Genomic DNA, 16,030 nt, shown 5'->3' with positions numbered 1-16,030 from the left:
CCGGCGGCACCGGCTGCGGGACCGGATACGGCGTCATCTGCTGGGGCTGCGAGGGAGCAGCGGGCGCCGCGTTCGCGTCGGCGGCGGGGGCCGCCTTCGGCGTCACGGGAACGGCCGGACCGGCGCAGCCGGCGAGGACGGCGGAGAGGCAGACGGCGGCCAGCAGCCCTGCCCGCCGGCCGCTCGAACGTCGCTGACTCCCCCTCAGACCCCCACCAATACGACAACCTGATGGTCTGTTCATAAGTGCACTGCTCCCCCGCCGTGCACCACCACCAATCCCCACGTCACCCGCGCGGGGCAGCGACACACCGGGGCCTTGCCGTTCCTTTGCCTCGGCCCGCGAGCGGCCGGGCCTCCCCGTCACCGCCTTCGGGTGACAGCCCCCGCGGGCGTTTCCGCCCCTTCGGGCTGCCCGGCCGTACGGTCAGGCGCCCGTCCGGGGGTCCCGGCGCATGCACCAGGTGCGGGGGCCGCCGTCGGGGAGCGGGACCTCGGCGGTGACCTCGAAGCCGAGACGCCGGTAGAACGCGACGTTCCGTTCCGTGGAGGTCTCCAGGAACGCCGGGTACCCGGCGAGTGCGGCCGCCTCGATCCCGGGGGCCAGCACCGCACGGCCGAGGCCCCGACCCTGGGCTTCGGGGTCGACGGCGACCGTGTCGAGGAACCAGGCCGGCTCCTGCGGCCGGTACGGCTCGACGGCCCGCTCCGCGACCTCGTAGGCCTCGGCCCGGTCCCCGGCGAGGTCGCCGAGCAGCGGGCCGATCTCGGCGAAGGCGGGCGAGGGGTCCAGGTCGGGAGTGCTCCAGACGGCGACGGCACGGCCCCCGTCGGCGACCCACACACGCCCGTACACCATCCCGACGCGGGTCAGGCAGAGCTCCTGGAAGCGCCGGATCCGCTCCTGGTGGCCGTCGGCGGCGATCACATGGCGGATGTAGGGGTCGCCGGTGAAGGCCCGGGCGAGGGTGTCGACCGCGACGGGGACGTCGGCGTCGGCGATGGGGCGGACGGCGGGGGAACTCTGACGCTGCGGCATGGGTCTTCCTCGGTCGGGTCGTCGGTGGATTCCGGCATCGCCGCGGCACCCGCGCGGCCGTGGCCGGAGCGGGTCAGCCGGGCGCCGCCGTGGAGGCGGGGGCGGGTCAGCTGTCGGACGGGATGTCCGGCCCGGTGCCGGACAGCGCGTCGGCGTAGATGCCCGTCATCGCCGTCACGGCCCGCCGGCGGTCCAGGTCCGGGTCCAGGCGGTGCTGGATGTTGATGCCCAGGGTGCCGCCGAGCAGCGCCGCCGCGACGGCCTCCGGGTCGGCGACGCGCGTACCGCTCGCGCGCAGGTGGTCGGCGTACAGGCCGCGGATCTTGGCGTACTCCTCGGCGTACGTCGCGCGCAGGGCCGACTCGCGGCTCACCGCCTCGATCAGGAGCGTCGAGAAGATGTGCGCCTCCGGCCGGGACATCAGCGCGAAGTTCGCCTCGATCAGCGCCTCGATCCCGGCGTCCGGCCCGGCCGCGGCGAGGCGTTCGCGCATGAAGTCCGCGCCCCACCGGAACGCCTCCTCGACCACCGCCTTCAGCAGCCCGTCCTTCGAACCGAAGTGCCAGGCCACGGAGCCCCGGCTGATGCCGGAGCGCTCCGCCACGGCCTGGACGGAGGCCGCGGCGGCCCCGCCCTCGGCGGCGAGTTCCCAGGCGGCGGCCACCAGCCGGCGCTGGGTCTCGGCGGAGATCTCCTGCTTTCGGGTCCCACCCACGCGGTGTCCTTCCCAATGTCGCGACTGCCTGACGCGGCCGATCCTGTCACGCCGACCAGTCGGCACCGGGCGGCGAATCCCTTGCCTATGCTAGCAGTCCAGTTCTATGCTGAGCGTCCAATAACCAAGGAGGACCCGTCATGGAACTGATCGACCTGACCAGGGCGCTGGACCCCGCCGACCGCGACCTGCTCCCCGAACAGCTGCGTCCGCTCGCCCCGGTGATCGCGCCCTCGGTGGCCTACGCCCACCCGGCCGGCGAGGGCCGCGAGCAGTTCGCCGCCGCCATGCACTGCGGTGTCGAGGACCTGCCGGACGGCGAGGGCTGGGGTGCGGAACTGCTCACCGACTTCAACTCCCACCTCGGCACCCACGTCGACGCCCCGCTGCACTACGGCTCGACCTGCGAAGGCAGGCCGGCCCGCACCATCACCGACATCGCCCTGGACGAGCTGTGGTGCGAGGCCCTGGTACTGGACCTGCGGGAGTGGTGCGAGCCCGACACCCCGATCACCGTCGAGGCCCTGGAGTCCGCCCTCGCCGCCAACGGCGCCCCGGTCCCGGCCGGCGGCGCGGTCCTCCTGCGCACCGGCCAGGAGCGGTACGGGCTGTCCGACCCGGAGTTCTTCCGCTACCCGGGGATGAGCCGCGAGTCGACGCTCCACCTGGCCGGTCTCGGGGCCAAGGTCCTCGGCACCGACGCCGCCGGCTGGGACCTGAGCTTCCCCGTGATGGCCGCCAGATTCCGCGACGGCGGAGACAACGCCGTGCTGTGGGACGGCCACCGGGCCGGCCGCGAGCGGGAGGTCTTCATCGTCCAGCAGCTGACGAACCTCGCCGCGCTGCCCCCCTCCGGATTCCGGGTGGCGTTCTTCCCGATCAAGCTCGCCCGCGCCAGCGCCGCCCCGGCCCGCGTCGTGGCCTTCGTCTGACCCCGCCCCGCCGACCGCCCCCTCCCGAGAAGAGGAACCGACCGTGAAACTCGCGACCGTGGAACACGAGGGAGCCGAGCGCACCGCACTCGTCCTCGACCAGGGCGAGCACCTCCTGCTGCTCGACCGCGCCCACCGCCTGGCGACCGGCGGGCACTCCCCCGCGCTGGCCACCATGCAGGCCGTCATCGACGGCGGCGAACCCGTGCGGCAGACCCTGGAGCGGCTCGCCGCGCAGGCGCCGTCCGAGGCCGTCGTCACCGCGTCCGAGGTGCGCTGGCTGTCCCCGCTGCCCAGACCCGTACAGATCCGGGACTTCGGCGCCTTCCCGGACCACTTCCGCAACGCCCGCGCCCGGATCCACCGCATCCCGGCCGACCGGGTCGAGCTGCCCGCCGTCATGCTCGAACGGCCGCTGTACTACCTGACCAACCGGCTCTCCGTGACCGGCCACGACAGCGACATCCACTGGCCCGCGTACTCCTCGGTACGGGACTACGAGCTGGAGTTCGCCTGCGTGCTCGGCCGCGGCGGCACGGACATCCCCGTGGCCGACGCCCCGTCCCACGTCTTCGGCTACACGATCTTCAACGACTTCAGCGCCCGCGACACCCAGCTGGAGGAGATCGCCACCGGGCTGGGCCTGAGCAAGAGCAAGGACTTCACCGGCTCGAACGTCCTCGGCCCGTGGATCGTCACCACCGACGAGGTCGGCGACCCGTACCGGCTCACCATGACCGCACGCATCAACGGCGAGGAGGTCAGCCGCGGCACCTCCGCCGACATGCACCACAGCTTCGCCGACATGATCGCCTTCGCCTCCCGGTCGACCCGGCTGCACGCGGGCGAGGTCCTGGGCTCCGGCACCGTGGCGACCGGCTGCGGACTGGAGCACGGCCGCTTCCTGGAACCCGGGGACACCGTCGAACTCGAGGTCTCCGGCCTGGGCGTGCTGCGCAACCGGGTGGTGTCATGAACCGCGAAGCACTCGTCCTCGGCGTCGGCAGCACCCGCTTCGGCCGCCTCGACCACAGTGCCGGCGACCTCGCCGGCCTCGCCGCCCACGAGGCGCTGCACGACGCCGGACTCACCCCGGCCGACGTCGGCGCCGTCTTCCACGCCACGGTCAGCCAGAAGGCGATCGACGGCCAGCACATGATCCCCGGCCAGGTCGCCCTGCGCCCGCACGGCTTCGCCGGCGTGCCCGTGGTGAACGTCGAGAACGCCTGCGCGGGCGGTGCGACCGCCTTGTGGCTGGCGATCGCCCACGTCCGGTCGGGGCTGTCGGACGTCGCCCTCGCCGTCGGCGTGGACAAGCTCGTCTGCGCCGACCCCGCCCAGGGGCTCGCGGTGTTCGACGGCGCCATGGACGTCGCCCACCGCGAGCCGACCCTCGCCGCGCTCGCCGCCCTGTCCGAACCGCTGCCGCCCGAACTCCGCGTGGACGGCGACCGGTCGGTGTTCATGGAGATCTACGCCTCCCTGGCCCGCGCCCACATGCAGCGCTTCGGCACCACCGAAGCCCACCTGGCCGCCGTCTCGGCGAAGAACCACGCCCACTCCGTCCACAACCCCCGGGCCCACTTCCGCCGGCCGTTCACCACGGACGAGGTCCTGGCGGCCCGGCGGGTGGCGTGGCCGCTGACGGTGCCGATGTGCTCACCGGTCAGCGACGGGGCCGCCGCCGCCGTCGTGACGAGGGCCGACTTCCCCCACGACGACTCGGCCGTGGCCGTCCTGGGCAGTGTCCTGCTGTCCGGCACCGACCGGGCGGCGGACGACGTCGGACAGCACATCGGCCGCCGGGCCGCGCTCGCCGCCTACGAGAGGGCCGGCCTCGGCCCGCGCGACGTCGACGTGGCGGAGGTCCACGACGCCACCGCCTTCGGCGAGATCCAGCAGGCCGAGAACCTGGGCTTCTGTCCGATCGGCGACGGCGGCCGGTGGTCGGCCTCGGGCGCGAGCGCGCTCGGCGGCGCCCTTCCGGTGAACCCCTCGGGAGGACTCGAATCGCGCGGCCACCCGGTGTCCGCCACCGGACTGGCCCAGGTCTTCGAACTGGTCACACAGCTGCGCGGCCGGGCGGGCGCGCGCCAGGTCCCCGGCGCGCGCATCGCCGTCGCCGAGAACGGCGGCGGCCTCTACGGAATCGAGGAGGCGGTGGCCGCCGTGACCATCCTGGGGAGGACCCGATGAGACCCGGCTACGCGGACCTGATCCTCACCGCGCTGCGCAGGCGGCCCGAGCGCACCGCCTTCCGCTTCACCGGCGACGACGGGACGAAGCACACCTGGACCTACCGCGAGACCGCGGAGCGGATCGAACGCACCGCGGCCGCGTTCGGACGACTGGGCCTGGCGCCCGGCGACGGGATCGCCCTGCTGTGCGGCCCGACGCCGCAGGCGTTCACCGTCATGGCCGCCGCCTGCCTGGCCGGACTGCGCTACACCGCCCTGCACCCGCTGGCCACCGCGGACACCGACCGGACCGTCCTGCGCGACAGCGCCTCCGGCCACCTGGTCGTGGACGACACCCGCTTCGCCTCCCGGGCCCGCCCCGACGGCACCGCGACGATCACCCTCGCCGAACTCGACCGCCTCGCCGCCGACACGGCCCCCGGCCCCGACGACCCCCGCGGCCCCGCCCTCTACCTCTTCTACACCGGCGGCACCACCGGCGAGCCCAAGGGCGTGATGCTGCGCGACCGTTCCCTGCTCGCCAACGCCTGGGCCTGCGCCACCTGGTCCTGGCCGCCGGACACCCGTTTCCTGATCACCACCCCCATGTCGCACGCCGCCGGCCTCCTCGTCGCACCCGGCCTGCTGCGCGGCGCCGGCTTCGACCTGCACCCCTCCTTCGAGCCGGACCGCGTCGTCGACGCGATCGAACACGACGGCGTGAGCGCCACGTTCGTCGTCCCCACGATGCTCTACGCCCTGCTCGACCACCCCCGGCTCCCCGCGGCCGACCTGTCGGGGCTGAACTGGGTCCTGTACGGCGCCGCACCCGCCGACCCGGCCCGGCTCGCCCAGGCCCACCGGCTCCTCGGCCCCGTGCTCAGCCAGCACTACGGCCAGGCCGAGGCCCCCAACGCGCTGACCGTCCTGGACCCGGCCGAACACCGCGACGACCCGACCGTCCTGGGCAGCTGCGGCCGGCCGATGCCCGGTGTGGAGATCACCCTGCGCGACCCGCACGACCGCGAAGTGCCGGTCGGCGAACCGGGCGAACTGTGCGTCCGGGGCCCGCTCGTGATGGACGGCTACTGGAACAGGCCCGAGCAGACCGCGGCCGTGCTCGAAGGCGGCTGGCTGCGCACCGGGGACGTCGCCCGCAGGGACGACGACGGCCTGATCACGATCATCGACCGGATCAAGGACACCATCATCACCGGCGGGTTCAACGTCTACCCGCGCGAGGTCGAGGACGCCCTCGCCACCCATCCGGCCGTCGCCGCCTGCGCCGTCTACGGCACACCCGACCCGCGCTGGGGCGAGGCCGTCACCGCCACCGTGGTGCTGCGCCCAGGACAGCACGCCACCCCCGCCGAGCTGATGGACCACGTCCGCGCCCACAGGGGCACCCTCTGGGTGCCGAAGCGGCTCCACCTCGCCGACGCGCTGCCGCTCACCGCCCTGGGCAAGATCGACAGGAGGAGGCTCCGCAACCAGCCCTGACCGGAAGGGAGTTCAGGCCCGCGCCCCGGAGGAGGAGCAGCCGGCTCAGGACTCCCGTCCGTCCGCTTCCGCCAGGGCGGCCGCGAGTTCGGCCGCCGAGGGCGGGTTGGCGCCCGGGCGGGCGACGGTCAGGGCGGCCGCCGTGACGGCACGGGTGAGGCAGGCGGACAGGTCGGCGCCGCCCGCGCGGGCGTGCAGGAAGGCGGCCATGAAGGAGTCGCCGGCGCCGACGGTGTCCGCGACCGGCACCGGTACGGCCGGGGCCGCGACGCGTCCGCCCTCGGCGGTACGGGCGAACGCGCCCTCGGCGCCGAGGGTGACAGCGACCACCGAGGGGCCGAGGGCCAGCCAGCGCTCGGCGACCGCCTCGGGCCGTTCGCCGGGGTAGAGCCAGGCCAGGTCCTCGTCACTGGCCTTGACCAGGTCGCTCAGCGCCACGCAGCGCTCGACCCGGCGGACGGCCCCGGCCCGGTCCCCCATCAGCGCGGGGCGCACGTTCGGGTCGTAACTGATCGGCGTCCGGCCGTGCAGGTGCTCCACCAGGGCCAGGACCGAGGCCGCGCCGGGATCGGTGACCGCGGCGATCGAGCCGAGGTGGATCGCCGCGGGCGGCTCGGTGAGCTCGGCCGGCGGGAGCGTCCAGCGGATGTCGAAGGTGTACCGGGCCCGCCCCTGCCCGTCCAGCTCCACCACCGCCGAGGGCGTCCGCGCGGCCTCGGCGGCCCGGACCAGCACCCCCGCCGACTCCAGGTGCTCCCGGATCAGCCGGCCGTTGGCGTCCGGCCCGAGCTCGGTGAGCAGCGTGACCGGGCGGCCCAGCCGGGCCAGACCGTACGCGACGTTCGCGGGGCTGCCGCCGGGGTGCACCCGGTCCGGGCCCTCACCCGATCGGACGATATCGGCGACGCACTCGCCGATCACCAGAACGGGTGAAGCTGGGCGGGTCACGGCGGCTCCTGGCATCCGGTACGCGGGCGGCTCGGCCGCCAGCCTACGGGGTGCGTCCGCCGTGCGGCGCCAGGGCAGCGAAGTACGGCCGCCGGACCTGGCCAGGTTCTCCGACGGCCGTGGCTCCGTCCGTCAGGGGGCGAAGCACTCCCGACGTTAGACGGCCCGTGCGCGCGCCGCCATCACCGTGGGCCGTCCGGGGGACCACGGCGTGTCGTCGGATCGCGTGGATCACGCGGATCGCGCCCGCGCGGTTCCGGCCGTCCACTAGGGTCTGTCTTCCTGCTCCGGACGGCTCCCGCGTCCGCTCCCGCTCGTGAAGTGCGGTGATCCCCCTTGTTCAAGCCCCGTGCCGGTCTCGTCCCGTCGCTCGCGCTCAGCGCGGTGCTGCTGTCGGCGAGCGTGCCGACGGCCGGTGCCGCCGACGGGCTGGGCGATCCGGTCTTCCCCTCGCTCGGGAACACCGGGTACCGGGCGCTGCGGTACGACCTGGCCTTCGACTACCGGGCCGACAGCCGGACGGTGGACGGCACGGCGGTGATCACCGTACGGCCCGACCGCCCGCTGGCCCGGCTGGAGTTGGACGCGCTCGGGCTGACCGTGCGCGCCGTACGGGTCGACAACCGGCCGGCCGGCTTCACGACCCACGACGAGAAGCTGACGGTCACCCCGGCCGGGGCGTTCCGCCCCGGCGTCGTCACCCGGCTGACCGTCGAGTACTCGGCCGACCCGCGGGCCCGGCTGCCGCACACCGGCTGGGTCCCGACCCCGGACGGCTTCGCGGTGGCCGGGCAGCCGAACAGCGCGCACACCGTGTTCCCGTGCAACGACCATCCGAGCGACAAGGCCGCTTTCACCATCGCGGTGACCGCGCCGGACGCCCTCCTGGGCGTCGCCAACGGGGAGTTGGCGGCCACCGAGCACCCCGGCGACGGCCGCACCACCCGCCGGTACGTCTCCCGCGAGCCGATGGCCACCGAGCTGGTGCAGGTCTCGGTCGGCGACTACACCGTGCGCGAGCGCACCGGACCGCACGGCCTGCCGCTGCGCGACGTCGTGCCCGTCGCCCGCGCCGCCGAACTGGAGCCCGCGCTCGCCCTCACCCCCGGTCAACTCGCCTGGGCCGAGGCGCACCTGGGGCCGTTCCCGTTCGAGACCTACGGCCTCCTGCCCGCCAACAGCGACGATCCTGACGCGTTCGCCTTCACCGGTCTGGAGACCCAGACCCTCACCCTCTACAAGCCCGACTTCCTGCGCCGGCCCGAGTCCGCGATCGGCTCGCACATGATGCACGAGCTGGTCCACTCCTGGTTCGGCGACAGCGTCACCCCGGCCGGGTGGTCCGACCTCTGGCTCAACGAGGGCCACGCCGACTTCTACGGCCTCGCGTACCGCTACGAGCGCGGCTGGCCGGACGCCTGGGGCTACACCACGCTGACCGACCGGATGCGTTACCTCTACGGGCTGGGCGACCAGTGGCGGCACGACTCGGGGCCGGTCGCCTCCCCCACCGCCGCCGACCTCTTCGACAGCCAGCGGTACACGGGCGGCGCCCTGGTGCTGTTCGCCCTGCGGGAGAAGGTCGGGGCGGCCGCCTTCGACCGGATCGAGCGCGTCTTCCTGGACCGGCACCGGCACGGGAACGCGAACACCGACGACTACGTGCGGACGGCCTCCGAGGTGTCCGGGCAGGACCTGCGGGGCTTCCTGGAGGACTGGCTGTACGGGATGCGGACGCCGCCGATGCCGGGACATCCGGACTGGGTGGTGAACCCGGTGGGCATGGCCGGGGCCGCTCCGGGGGCGCCGGCTGCGGAGGGCGGGGCCGCGGTGGCGGGCGGGCCGGCGGTGGCGCACGGCTCCGGGACGCTCTGACGGCGCGGCTGGGACTGCTGGTGCACGCCCGGCGCGTCGCCGTGCGTCCGGCCGCCCCCCGCACGCCCCTGACCGACAGGGGCGGGTGGGGCCATGGTGGATACCACGGCCCGCCCGCCGCCCGGCCGAGTCCCGGTCGGCTCGCGGGCCGTCCAACGTCTCCGCGCGTCCCGTCCCGGCCCCGGACATGCCTGACGGCGGCCCCACCGCGGCACGAGCGCGGTGGGGCCGCCGTCAGGGAGGCCGAGGCCTCGGTCAGCCCGCTGCCGGATCCACGGTGAAGCGGACGGAGGCCTCCAGGGTGCGCGCCAGCGCCTGGGCCTCCTCCGGGGTGTCCGCGCCGACCGCGATCAGGCCGATCCGGTTGCTGACCGAACGGTGCGGGTTGATGATGTCGCCCGGGCCGACGGTGAGTTCCGCGCGGAGCACACTCGGGTGGGCCAGCACCTCCTCCCAGCCCTCGACCGCCACCAGACGGCCGGGCTGCGGGGTGAGGAAGCGGATCGCCGCGCCTCGGGTCGGGCGGAGGGCCGCCTTGTCGATCGGGTTGCCCAACGCGTCGTCGTAGACCAGGCCGAACCACTCCAGGTCAGGGATGGCGTGGGCCAGCATCCGGTGGATCCAGCCGCCGCCGTTGCGCACGTGGGACTCGCCCAGGACGACGCCGCGTTCGGTCAGCCACAGTTCGACGTGGAACTGCCCGTGGGTCAGCCCCAGCGCGGTGAGGCCGGCGACGACTTCCCGTTCGATCTCCTTCGCGGAGTGCTCCGGGAGGATCGCGGGGATGACGTACTCGATCTCGAAGAAGTTCGGCGGCGGGAGCAGTTCCTTGGAGGTCAGGGCGAGGAGGTGCGGAACGCCGTCGAGGAAGACGCCCTCCGCGCTGAACTCGGGGCCCTCCACGAACTCCTCGACGATGAAGGTGCCGTCGCACCAGTCCGGCAGGAAGTCCAGGGCCGCGGTCAGCTCCTCCGGGCTCTCGATCCGGGTCACGCCCTCGCTGCCCCACATGTCGCGCGGCTTGACCACCCAGGGCCCGGTGGACTGCGCGAGGAACTCGTGCGCCGCCCCGGCGTCCTCGCACACCCGGAACCGCGGCTGGAGGAAGCCCGCGGCGGCCAGGGCGGCCCGCGCCTCGTCCTTCGTGCGGATCCGCCGCACCGCCTCCGGCGGGTTCCCGGGCGCGCCCACCGCGGCCGCGGTCTCGGCGACCGTCTCCAGGGCCAGCTCCCGCAGACCGAACACCACGTCGAACCTGTTGCCCGCCGCGACCTGCTCGCGCGCCCAGGCCGCGGTCACGCCGCGCTCCTCGAAGTCCACGACCGATGTGGCGTCGACGAGTTCGGTGATGGTCGGTGTCGTGGCGAGGGTGGCCGCGTGGTTCGTCACGTGCACGGTCATGCCGCGCTTGCGGGCCTGGTGGACCGCCTGCTCGGCGACGTCGACGGTGAGCCCGAAGATCCCGGCTCCGCCGACGAAGAGGAGCTGCGGGGAAGAGTTGTCGGTCATCTGTGCTCCACGGGTGGTCGGGTGGTCAGGTCGTCGGGTGGTCAGGTCGTCGGGTCGTCGGGTAGTCGGGTGCGAGGTACGGGGCGCCTCCGGGTTGCGGCGCCGCTCGCCGGTCGCCGGCAGAGTTCCTAGACCTTCTCGCCCTGCGGCTGCTGGTCGGGCAGCTCGCGAAGAGTCCGGACGGGTGAGAGGAGGACGGGCAGGAAGGACGTCGACACGAGGGCGCCGCCCACCCAGAGAGCGGTCTGCACACCGGCCAGTTCACCCAGCAGGCCGGAGAGTCCGGCGCCGACCGCGAGCGCTCCGGTCAGCAGGAACCTGAACGTGGCGATCATCCGGCCGAGCAGTGCGTCGGGGGTCATCCGCTGGCGCAGGGTGACGCCGAGAACGTTGTCCATGCCCATCTTGAAGATGTACGTGAACCAGCCCGCTCCGGCCAGGAGCAGCCACGGACCCCGGTCGATCAGTGGCACCAGCAGCCCGGCCGGTGCCAGGTACAGGCCGCCGACGGCGAGGGTGCGTCCGTAGCCGAAACGACCGGCGAGGGGCCGAGCGGAGCGGGCCCCACAGAGGACGGCCACCCCGCCGACCGCCCCGAAGAGGCCGAACGCCGCCGACGACAGGCCGAGTTCACGGACGAACACGATGGGGAGCATGGCGGTGACCATGGCCGAACCCAGGTTCACCAGGGTCGCCGAGAGCGCGAGTGCCCGAAGGTGCCCGCTGCCGAAGACGTGGCGCACCCCCTCGCCGATCTGTGCCCGCAACGAGACGGCCCCGGTGCGGCCGGGAGGCGTCTCCCTCGCCGTGCGGCGGATGCTTGTCAGCCGCAGCCCCGAGGCCAGGTACGCTCCGGCGGTGACCACGAGGGTGACGGGAGCGGTGAGCAGCGCGACGAGTGCGCCACCCGCGCTCCGGCCGGCCATGTTGCCCAGCGCGAGCAGCGTGTTGATGTCGGTGTTCGCCCGGATCAGGCCGTCCCGGCCGACGATCGAGGGCAGCACGCTCTGCGACCCCACGTCGAAGAAGACGGTGGCGCAGCCGTTCAGCAGGACGATCGCGTAGAGGTGGCCGAGGGTGAGCGTGTCCAGCCACCAGGCCAGCGGCAGGGTGGCGAACAGCAGGGCCCGGCAAAGGTCCGCCGCGATCAGTATCCGCCGGTGGTCGAGCCGGTCCACCCACGCGCCGGCCGGGAGGCCGATGAGCAGGAAGGCGACGCTGCTCAGGCTCGCGAGCGCACCGACCTGGCCGGGGCCGGCGCCGAGGGCCTCGACGGCCGCCAGCGGCACGGCGACGTAGCTGATGTTGGTGGCGAGCTGGCTGAGTGCGAACGAGGTGAGCAGCGCGCGGAAGTCGGGTGTCCGCCGGGGGGAGTCGGATCGCTTGACCCGATCACCCTGCGGTTGGTCCGGGGCCGAGGTGCTGACGGTGTCCTCCCGTGGTCTCGCGTTCCGGGTGCCTCTGCGGGCCCGGTTCAGAGTTCGTACTCGAAGACGACGCCCGCCTCGGCGCGGTCCAGCACGGCCTGGCACTCCTGCGGGCTGTCGGCCCGGGCGATGAGGAATCCGTAGCGGGCGAAGTACCCGTCGGGCGGCATCAGCATCCGGGTGCCGGGGCCGGCCAGGGCCACCGACTCGTACAGCCCGGCTTCGGGGTCGGCGCCGGGCATCTCCAGCCTGGTCACCGTGCAGTTCGAGGGCGGGCAGAGGAAGCGGATCGCGGCCGCCGAGTTCCGGCTCCGGGTGAGGTCCGGGCGGCTGCCGAACGACACGTCCGCCTGGACCAGGCCGGAGTCGACGCCGGTCGCGATCCGCCCCAGGTAGGGGATGAGGTCGCCGCCGAGGCGTCCGTTGACCTCGACGACCACGTACCCGTCCGGGGTGAGCTTGACCTCGGTGTGGGTCATGCCGTGGGTCCAGCCGAGGGCCCGGTGGGTCTCGGCGAGCATCTTCCACAGCTCCTCGTCCGCGAAGAGCGGGTCGTCGGCGTGGACGGTGTGGCCGACCTCCTCGAAGTACGGTTCGCTGCCCAGCTGCTTGCGGGCGATCAGGTACGGCAGGTACTCGCCCTCGAACACGGCCGCGTCGACGCTGATCTCGGGCCCGGTGAGGAACTCCTCGACGAGCACCTCGGCGTGGTTGACCATCCCGGCCTGCCCCGCCGACCGGGTGATCTCCAGGGCCGGGGCGATGTCCTCCCTGGCCGAGACCTTCACGACGCCCTGGCTCGCGCCCATGCTGCGCGGCTTGAGCACCAGCGGGTAGCCGACCCGGCGGGCGACGTCCTCGATCTCCTCCGGCGACGTCACCAGGGCCACCACGGGCTGGCGGATGCCGGCCTGGGTGAGCAGCTCCCTGGTCACGCTCTTGTCCCGCACCGCGGCCACGGCCTGCGGCGTGGGGCCGGGCACCCCGAGCTCGGCGGCGGCGCGGGCGGCGGCGAGGATGCTGGCCTCGTGGTAGCAGTACACGCCGCGCACGGGGCGGCGGGCGGCCAGTTCACGGGCGGCGCGGGCGACCGTCTCCGGGTCGAAGATGTCCAGGACGGTGGATCCGGCGAGGTGGGGGGTCTGCCAGGTCGGCTCCTCGGAGTCGAACAGCCAGATCTCGCTGCGCTGGGAGGCCGAGGCGATCAGGTACTCGCGGAACTGCTGGTAGCCGCTTCCCAGGACGAGGAGCACACCCTGCGGATCAGTCATCTCTTCTCCCCAACGCATAACGGATTGGCCGGATTCGGGCTGTGAGGAGTTCCTTGCCGTTCGGGAGCGCCCACGTACGCCTGGCGCGTCCGGCGCGCCGGCCCGGTGACCGGAACGACCGGTCTGCCGCGTCGAAAGGCACGGTATGACCACGCCGACTTCACCTGCGTCCACGGGAAGTTCATTCCTCGTAAGCGCCACGTTGACATCGCCCCGCCGGGACTAAGCGATCCGCTTACTTCTGCGCGCCCGCGGCTTCTGCCAGTGTTGATGTTGGTCCGGATGTCCTGGACAGGATCCGGCCGGTCTCGCACGCCCTCCCCACCGGGAGCGGACGGCTGGAACTCGACCGGCTCGGCACGGGGGTATCTCGCGTTCTTCCACCATCGGCGGTCCGGTCAATGCCGCCGACGTCTGATAACGGAGTGCTCACAGTGAAATCCGTGCTCGTCTTCTCCAAGTGGCCGAGTGTCAGGAACGTCGGTCTCGTCGCCGACCGGCTCCGGGCCCGCGGGCTGCGGTCGGTGCTGGTGTCCTGCCTTCCCGACGACCGCAATCGCGACAGGTGCGACGACCACCTGGTCCTCGACTGGGACAGCGAGGACGTGGCGGCGCTCGTCGCCCGGCTCGACCGGCGCGGCATCGAACCCGTCGCCGTCGTCAACATGGTCGAGCCGTTGATCCCCTGGCAGACCGCCGTGGTCGCGCACTACGGCCTGCCCGGCCCCCGCGCCGGCCTCGACGTGCTGGCCAGCAAGTACCTGGTCAGGGACCGCATGCGGACGCTCGGGCTGTCCGCCGTCCGCTTCTCCGACGACCTGGCGGCGGTGGACTTCTTCCCCGCCATCGTCAAGCCCTCGCGTGAGTCCGCGGCCTCCTGGCTGGTCTACCGGGTGAACGACCCCGACGCCCTCCTCGCCCATCGGCGCCTGCTGGCCGAACTCGGCGAGGCCGACACCGAGATGATCGCCGAGGAGTACCTGCCCGGCATCGAGTTCTCCGTGGACGGCCTCGTCGTCGGCGGCCGCTTCCACCCGGTCCTGGCCGTCGAGAAACCCGAACACGACGAGATCAGACACCACGACGCGGGGCTCCGGATCCATCCGCCCCAGCAGGACCACGTGCGCGAGGGTGTGCGCGTCCTGAGCGCGACGATCGGCGCCCTCTGCGCCGACCTCGGCCTCGACCAGCTCTGGCTGCACGTCGAGGGCCGTTCGACCCCGGACGGCCGGACGGAGCTCGTGGAGATCAATCCGCGCCCCGGGGGCGGGATGTATCCCACGGTGATCCGCGAGAGCAGCGGAATCGACCCGTTCGAGACGGTCGTCTCCATGTCCCTGGGCGACTTCACCGTCCCGGCGGAGCGACCGGACCCGCTCCGCGCCCTGCCGATCATCGGCTGGGTCGATCTGGAAGCCGAGGAGCTCGGCACCGTCGCCGTCAGGACCACGGAGGACGATCTGCGCGCGCTGGCCGGCGTCATCGACGCCGAGGTCGTCGACGGCTACCAGGTGACGAGCCTGGAGAAGGAGAACTACTTCCTCCGCTTCGTGATCACCGCCGACTCGGAGGCGCAGTTGCGGGCCCGGACGGCGACCGTCCTGGGCGCGCTCGACTTCCGCATCGCACCACGGCGGCCCGAGGCGTGACGGCGCTGCCGGAGGAGGCGGCAGCCGTAACCCTTCCGGCGCAGCGTCGTTGGACCGGCCATGAAGAAGCGCAGCATGCTCGCCGTCGCCTCGCTCGCCGTCGGTGTCGTGGCCTCCCTCACCGCGCCGAGTGCGCACGCCAGTGCCGTGGGCGGGCAGGAGGGGCTGCCCGGTCCGCTGAGCAGTTCTCCGGACCTGCCGGGGCAGGTCGGTGACGCGGGCGGCGTCTTCGGGCAGGCCACGGGCTTCGTGACCGGGTCGGCGGACGGCCTGGTCGGGGTCACTCCGGCGTAGTCCCGCGGGCCCGTTCGCCACTGTTCCGTCCTGCTCCCGTCCTGTCCTTTTCCGTCCTGCCCTGTCCGGTGCTGTCCTGTCCGGTACTCAGGACATCGGGGCTCCGAGGTCCTGGGTCCAGTACGGGGTGCCGGCCGGGCTGGTGGCGAAGCCGACGCCGATGTCCTTGAAGCCGCAGTCGAGCATGTTGGACTGGTGGATTCCGCCGTCCATCCAGCGGGCGAAGACCGCGGCCGGGGTGGCCGGGCCCCGGTCGAGGTTCTCGCCCCACTGGGACCAGCGGTAGCCGGCACCGGTGATCCGGGCCTCGGCGCGGACGCCGTCCGGGTTGACGTGGTCGAAGAAGCCCCGGGTGGCCATGTCGTCCGCGTGCTTCTGGGCGGAGCTGTGCAGCCGCGGGTCGATCCGCAGGGGCGCACAACCCGCCTTGCCGCGCTCGGCGTTGACCAGGTCCACCAGTTGGCGTTCCGGGTTGGGCAGCGGCGAGACGGTGCGGGTCGCGGTCGGCGAGGGTGTCGGCGTCGTTGTCGGGCTCGCCGCCGCGGTCGGAGTCGGCACCGGTGTGGGAGCGACCCCGACGGGCGCGACGGCGGGCGTCGGGGTGTCCTGGGCCGCGGTCGGCTGGGTGTCCTGCGCGGCGGCCGGGGCGGTCGGCTCCGGTGCCGTCGTCCGCGGCGGCTCGCCGCCCTGCGGC

At 73.5% G+C, this 16,030-nt stretch carries 14 protein-coding genes; 7 read left to right on the top strand and 7 right to left on the bottom strand.

Annotation, left to right across the window (positions count from 1 at the left end; all coding sequences use genetic code 11):
- Positions 1 to 427: 427 nt before the first annotated feature.
- Positions 428 to 1,039, bottom strand: coding sequence for a GNAT family N-acetyltransferase (locus tag BU198_RS01845; RefSeq protein ID WP_188295038.1), 612 nt, complete (start codon positions 1,037 to 1,039; stop codon positions 428 to 430).
- A 106-nt stretch (positions 1,040 to 1,145) separates the two neighbouring features.
- The gene (locus BU198_RS01840; protein WP_188295037.1) at positions 1,146 to 1,754 is read right to left on the bottom strand and encodes a TetR/AcrR family transcriptional regulator; all 609 of its coding nucleotides are present in this window, start codon (positions 1,752 to 1,754) and stop codon (positions 1,146 to 1,148) included.
- A 140-nt stretch (positions 1,755 to 1,894) separates the two neighbouring features.
- On the opposite strand from BU198_RS01840, the gene BU198_RS01835 reads away from it, so the two are divergent.
- The 4 genes from BU198_RS01835 to BU198_RS01820 are packed head-to-tail and all read left to right on the top strand — an operon-like array spanning position 1,895 to position 6,363.
- Complete coding sequence (locus BU198_RS01835) at positions 1,895 to 2,686, top strand: cyclase family protein (RefSeq protein WP_188295036.1); 792 nt, start codon at positions 1,895 to 1,897, stop codon at positions 2,684 to 2,686.
- A 43-nt stretch (positions 2,687 to 2,729) separates the two neighbouring features.
- A complete protein-coding gene (locus BU198_RS01830) occupies positions 2,730 to 3,662 on the top strand; it encodes a fumarylacetoacetate hydrolase family protein (protein ID WP_188295035.1) in 933 nt (310 codons plus the stop codon).
- Positions 3,659 to 4,882 (top strand): thiolase family protein, encoded by a 1,224-nt coding sequence (locus tag BU198_RS01825; protein WP_188295034.1) that lies wholly within the window; start codon positions 3,659 to 3,661, stop codon positions 4,880 to 4,882. Before BU198_RS01830 ends, BU198_RS01825 begins: the two co-directional genes overlap by 4 nt.
- Positions 4,879 to 6,363: an AMP-binding protein gene (locus BU198_RS01820; protein WP_188295033.1), complete on the top strand. Its 1,485-nt coding sequence runs from the start codon at positions 4,879 to 4,881 to the stop codon at positions 6,361 to 6,363. The genes BU198_RS01825 and BU198_RS01820 overlap by 4 nt, the downstream gene beginning before the upstream one ends.
- A gap of 45 nt (positions 6,364 to 6,408) precedes the next feature.
- Here BU198_RS01820 and BU198_RS01815 read toward each other — a convergent pair whose 3' ends face one another.
- On the bottom strand, positions 6,409 to 7,311 hold the full coding sequence (locus tag BU198_RS01815; RefSeq protein WP_317619919.1) for a carbohydrate kinase: 903 nt from the start codon (positions 7,309 to 7,311) through the stop codon (positions 6,409 to 6,411).
- Positions 7,312 to 7,647: 336 nt separating this feature from the next.
- Here BU198_RS01815 and BU198_RS01810 point away from each other — a divergent pair, with 336 nt between their 5' ends.
- The gene (locus tag BU198_RS01810; RefSeq protein ID WP_188295031.1) at positions 7,648 to 9,186 is read left to right on the top strand and encodes a M1 family metallopeptidase; all 1,539 of its coding nucleotides are present in this window, start codon (positions 7,648 to 7,650) and stop codon (positions 9,184 to 9,186) included.
- A gap of 255 nt (positions 9,187 to 9,441) precedes the next feature.
- On the opposite strand, the gene BU198_RS01805 is transcribed toward BU198_RS01810, so the two are convergent.
- The 3 genes from BU198_RS01805 to BU198_RS01795 all read right to left on the bottom strand — a co-directional run bounded on the left by BU198_RS01805 (position 9,442) and on the right by BU198_RS01795 (position 13,393).
- Complete coding sequence (locus BU198_RS01805) at positions 9,442 to 10,695, bottom strand: ATP-grasp domain-containing protein (protein WP_188295030.1); 1,254 nt, start codon at positions 10,693 to 10,695, stop codon at positions 9,442 to 9,444.
- A gap of 128 nt (positions 10,696 to 10,823) precedes the next feature.
- Positions 10,824 to 12,038, bottom strand: coding sequence for an MFS transporter (locus BU198_RS01800; RefSeq protein ID WP_223243794.1), 1,215 nt, complete (start codon positions 12,036 to 12,038; stop codon positions 10,824 to 10,826).
- A 131-nt stretch (positions 12,039 to 12,169) separates the two neighbouring features.
- Positions 12,170 to 13,393, bottom strand: a complete 1,224-nt coding sequence (locus tag BU198_RS01795; protein ID WP_188295029.1) for an ATP-grasp domain-containing protein — start codon at positions 13,391 to 13,393, stop codon at positions 12,170 to 12,172.
- Positions 13,394 to 13,836: 443 nt separating this feature from the next.
- Here BU198_RS01795 and BU198_RS01790 point away from each other — a divergent pair, with 443 nt between their 5' ends.
- Together BU198_RS01790 and BU198_RS01785 are read left to right on the top strand one after the other, a co-directional pair.
- On the top strand, positions 13,837 to 15,042 hold the full coding sequence (locus BU198_RS01790) for an acetyl-CoA carboxylase biotin carboxylase subunit family protein (protein ID WP_317619917.1): 1,206 nt from the start codon (positions 13,837 to 13,839) through the stop codon (positions 15,040 to 15,042).
- A gap of 60 nt (positions 15,043 to 15,102) precedes the next feature.
- Positions 15,103 to 15,336 (top strand): hypothetical protein, encoded by a 234-nt coding sequence (locus BU198_RS01785; RefSeq protein ID WP_188295027.1) that lies wholly within the window; start codon positions 15,103 to 15,105, stop codon positions 15,334 to 15,336.
- Between the two features lie 87 nt (positions 15,337 to 15,423).
- Here BU198_RS01785 and BU198_RS01780 read toward each other — a convergent pair.
- Positions 15,424 to 16,030: CAP domain-containing protein (locus BU198_RS01780; protein WP_188295026.1), on the bottom strand; the 607-nt coding region annotated here is incomplete at its 5' end.

The organism is Streptomyces sp. CBMA156, from assembly GCF_014596515.1.
Classification (GTDB): Bacteria; Actinomycetota; Actinomycetes; order Streptomycetales; family Streptomycetaceae; genus Kitasatospora.
The sequence above is the reverse complement of the archived record's forward strand: the minus strand, read 5'-3'. Positions and strand labels throughout refer to the sequence as shown.

Bases quoted from the DNA above. Each gene is read 5' to 3' on its own strand.
- BU198_RS01845 (WP_188295038.1), bottom strand. From the start codon at position 1,039: ATGCCGCAGCGTCAGAGTTCCCCCGCCGTCCGCCCCATCGCCGACGCC.
- BU198_RS01835 (WP_188295036.1), top strand. From the start codon at position 1,895: ATGGAACTGATCGACCTGACCAGGGCGCTGGACCCCGCCGACCGCGAC.
- BU198_RS01825 (WP_188295034.1), top strand. From the start codon at position 3,659: ATGAACCGCGAAGCACTCGTCCTCGGCGTCGGCAGCACCCGCTTCGGC.
- BU198_RS01820 (WP_188295033.1), top strand. From the start codon at position 4,879: ATGAGACCCGGCTACGCGGACCTGATCCTCACCGCGCTGCGCAGGCGG.
- BU198_RS01805 (WP_188295030.1), bottom strand. From the start codon at position 10,695: ATGACCGACAACTCTTCCCCGCAGCTCCTCTTCGTCGGCGGAGCCGGG.
- BU198_RS01795 (WP_188295029.1), bottom strand. From the start codon at position 13,393: ATGACTGATCCGCAGGGTGTGCTCCTCGTCCTGGGAAGCGGCTACCAG.
- BU198_RS01785 (WP_188295027.1), top strand. From the start codon at position 15,103: ATGAAGAAGCGCAGCATGCTCGCCGTCGCCTCGCTCGCCGTCGGTGTC.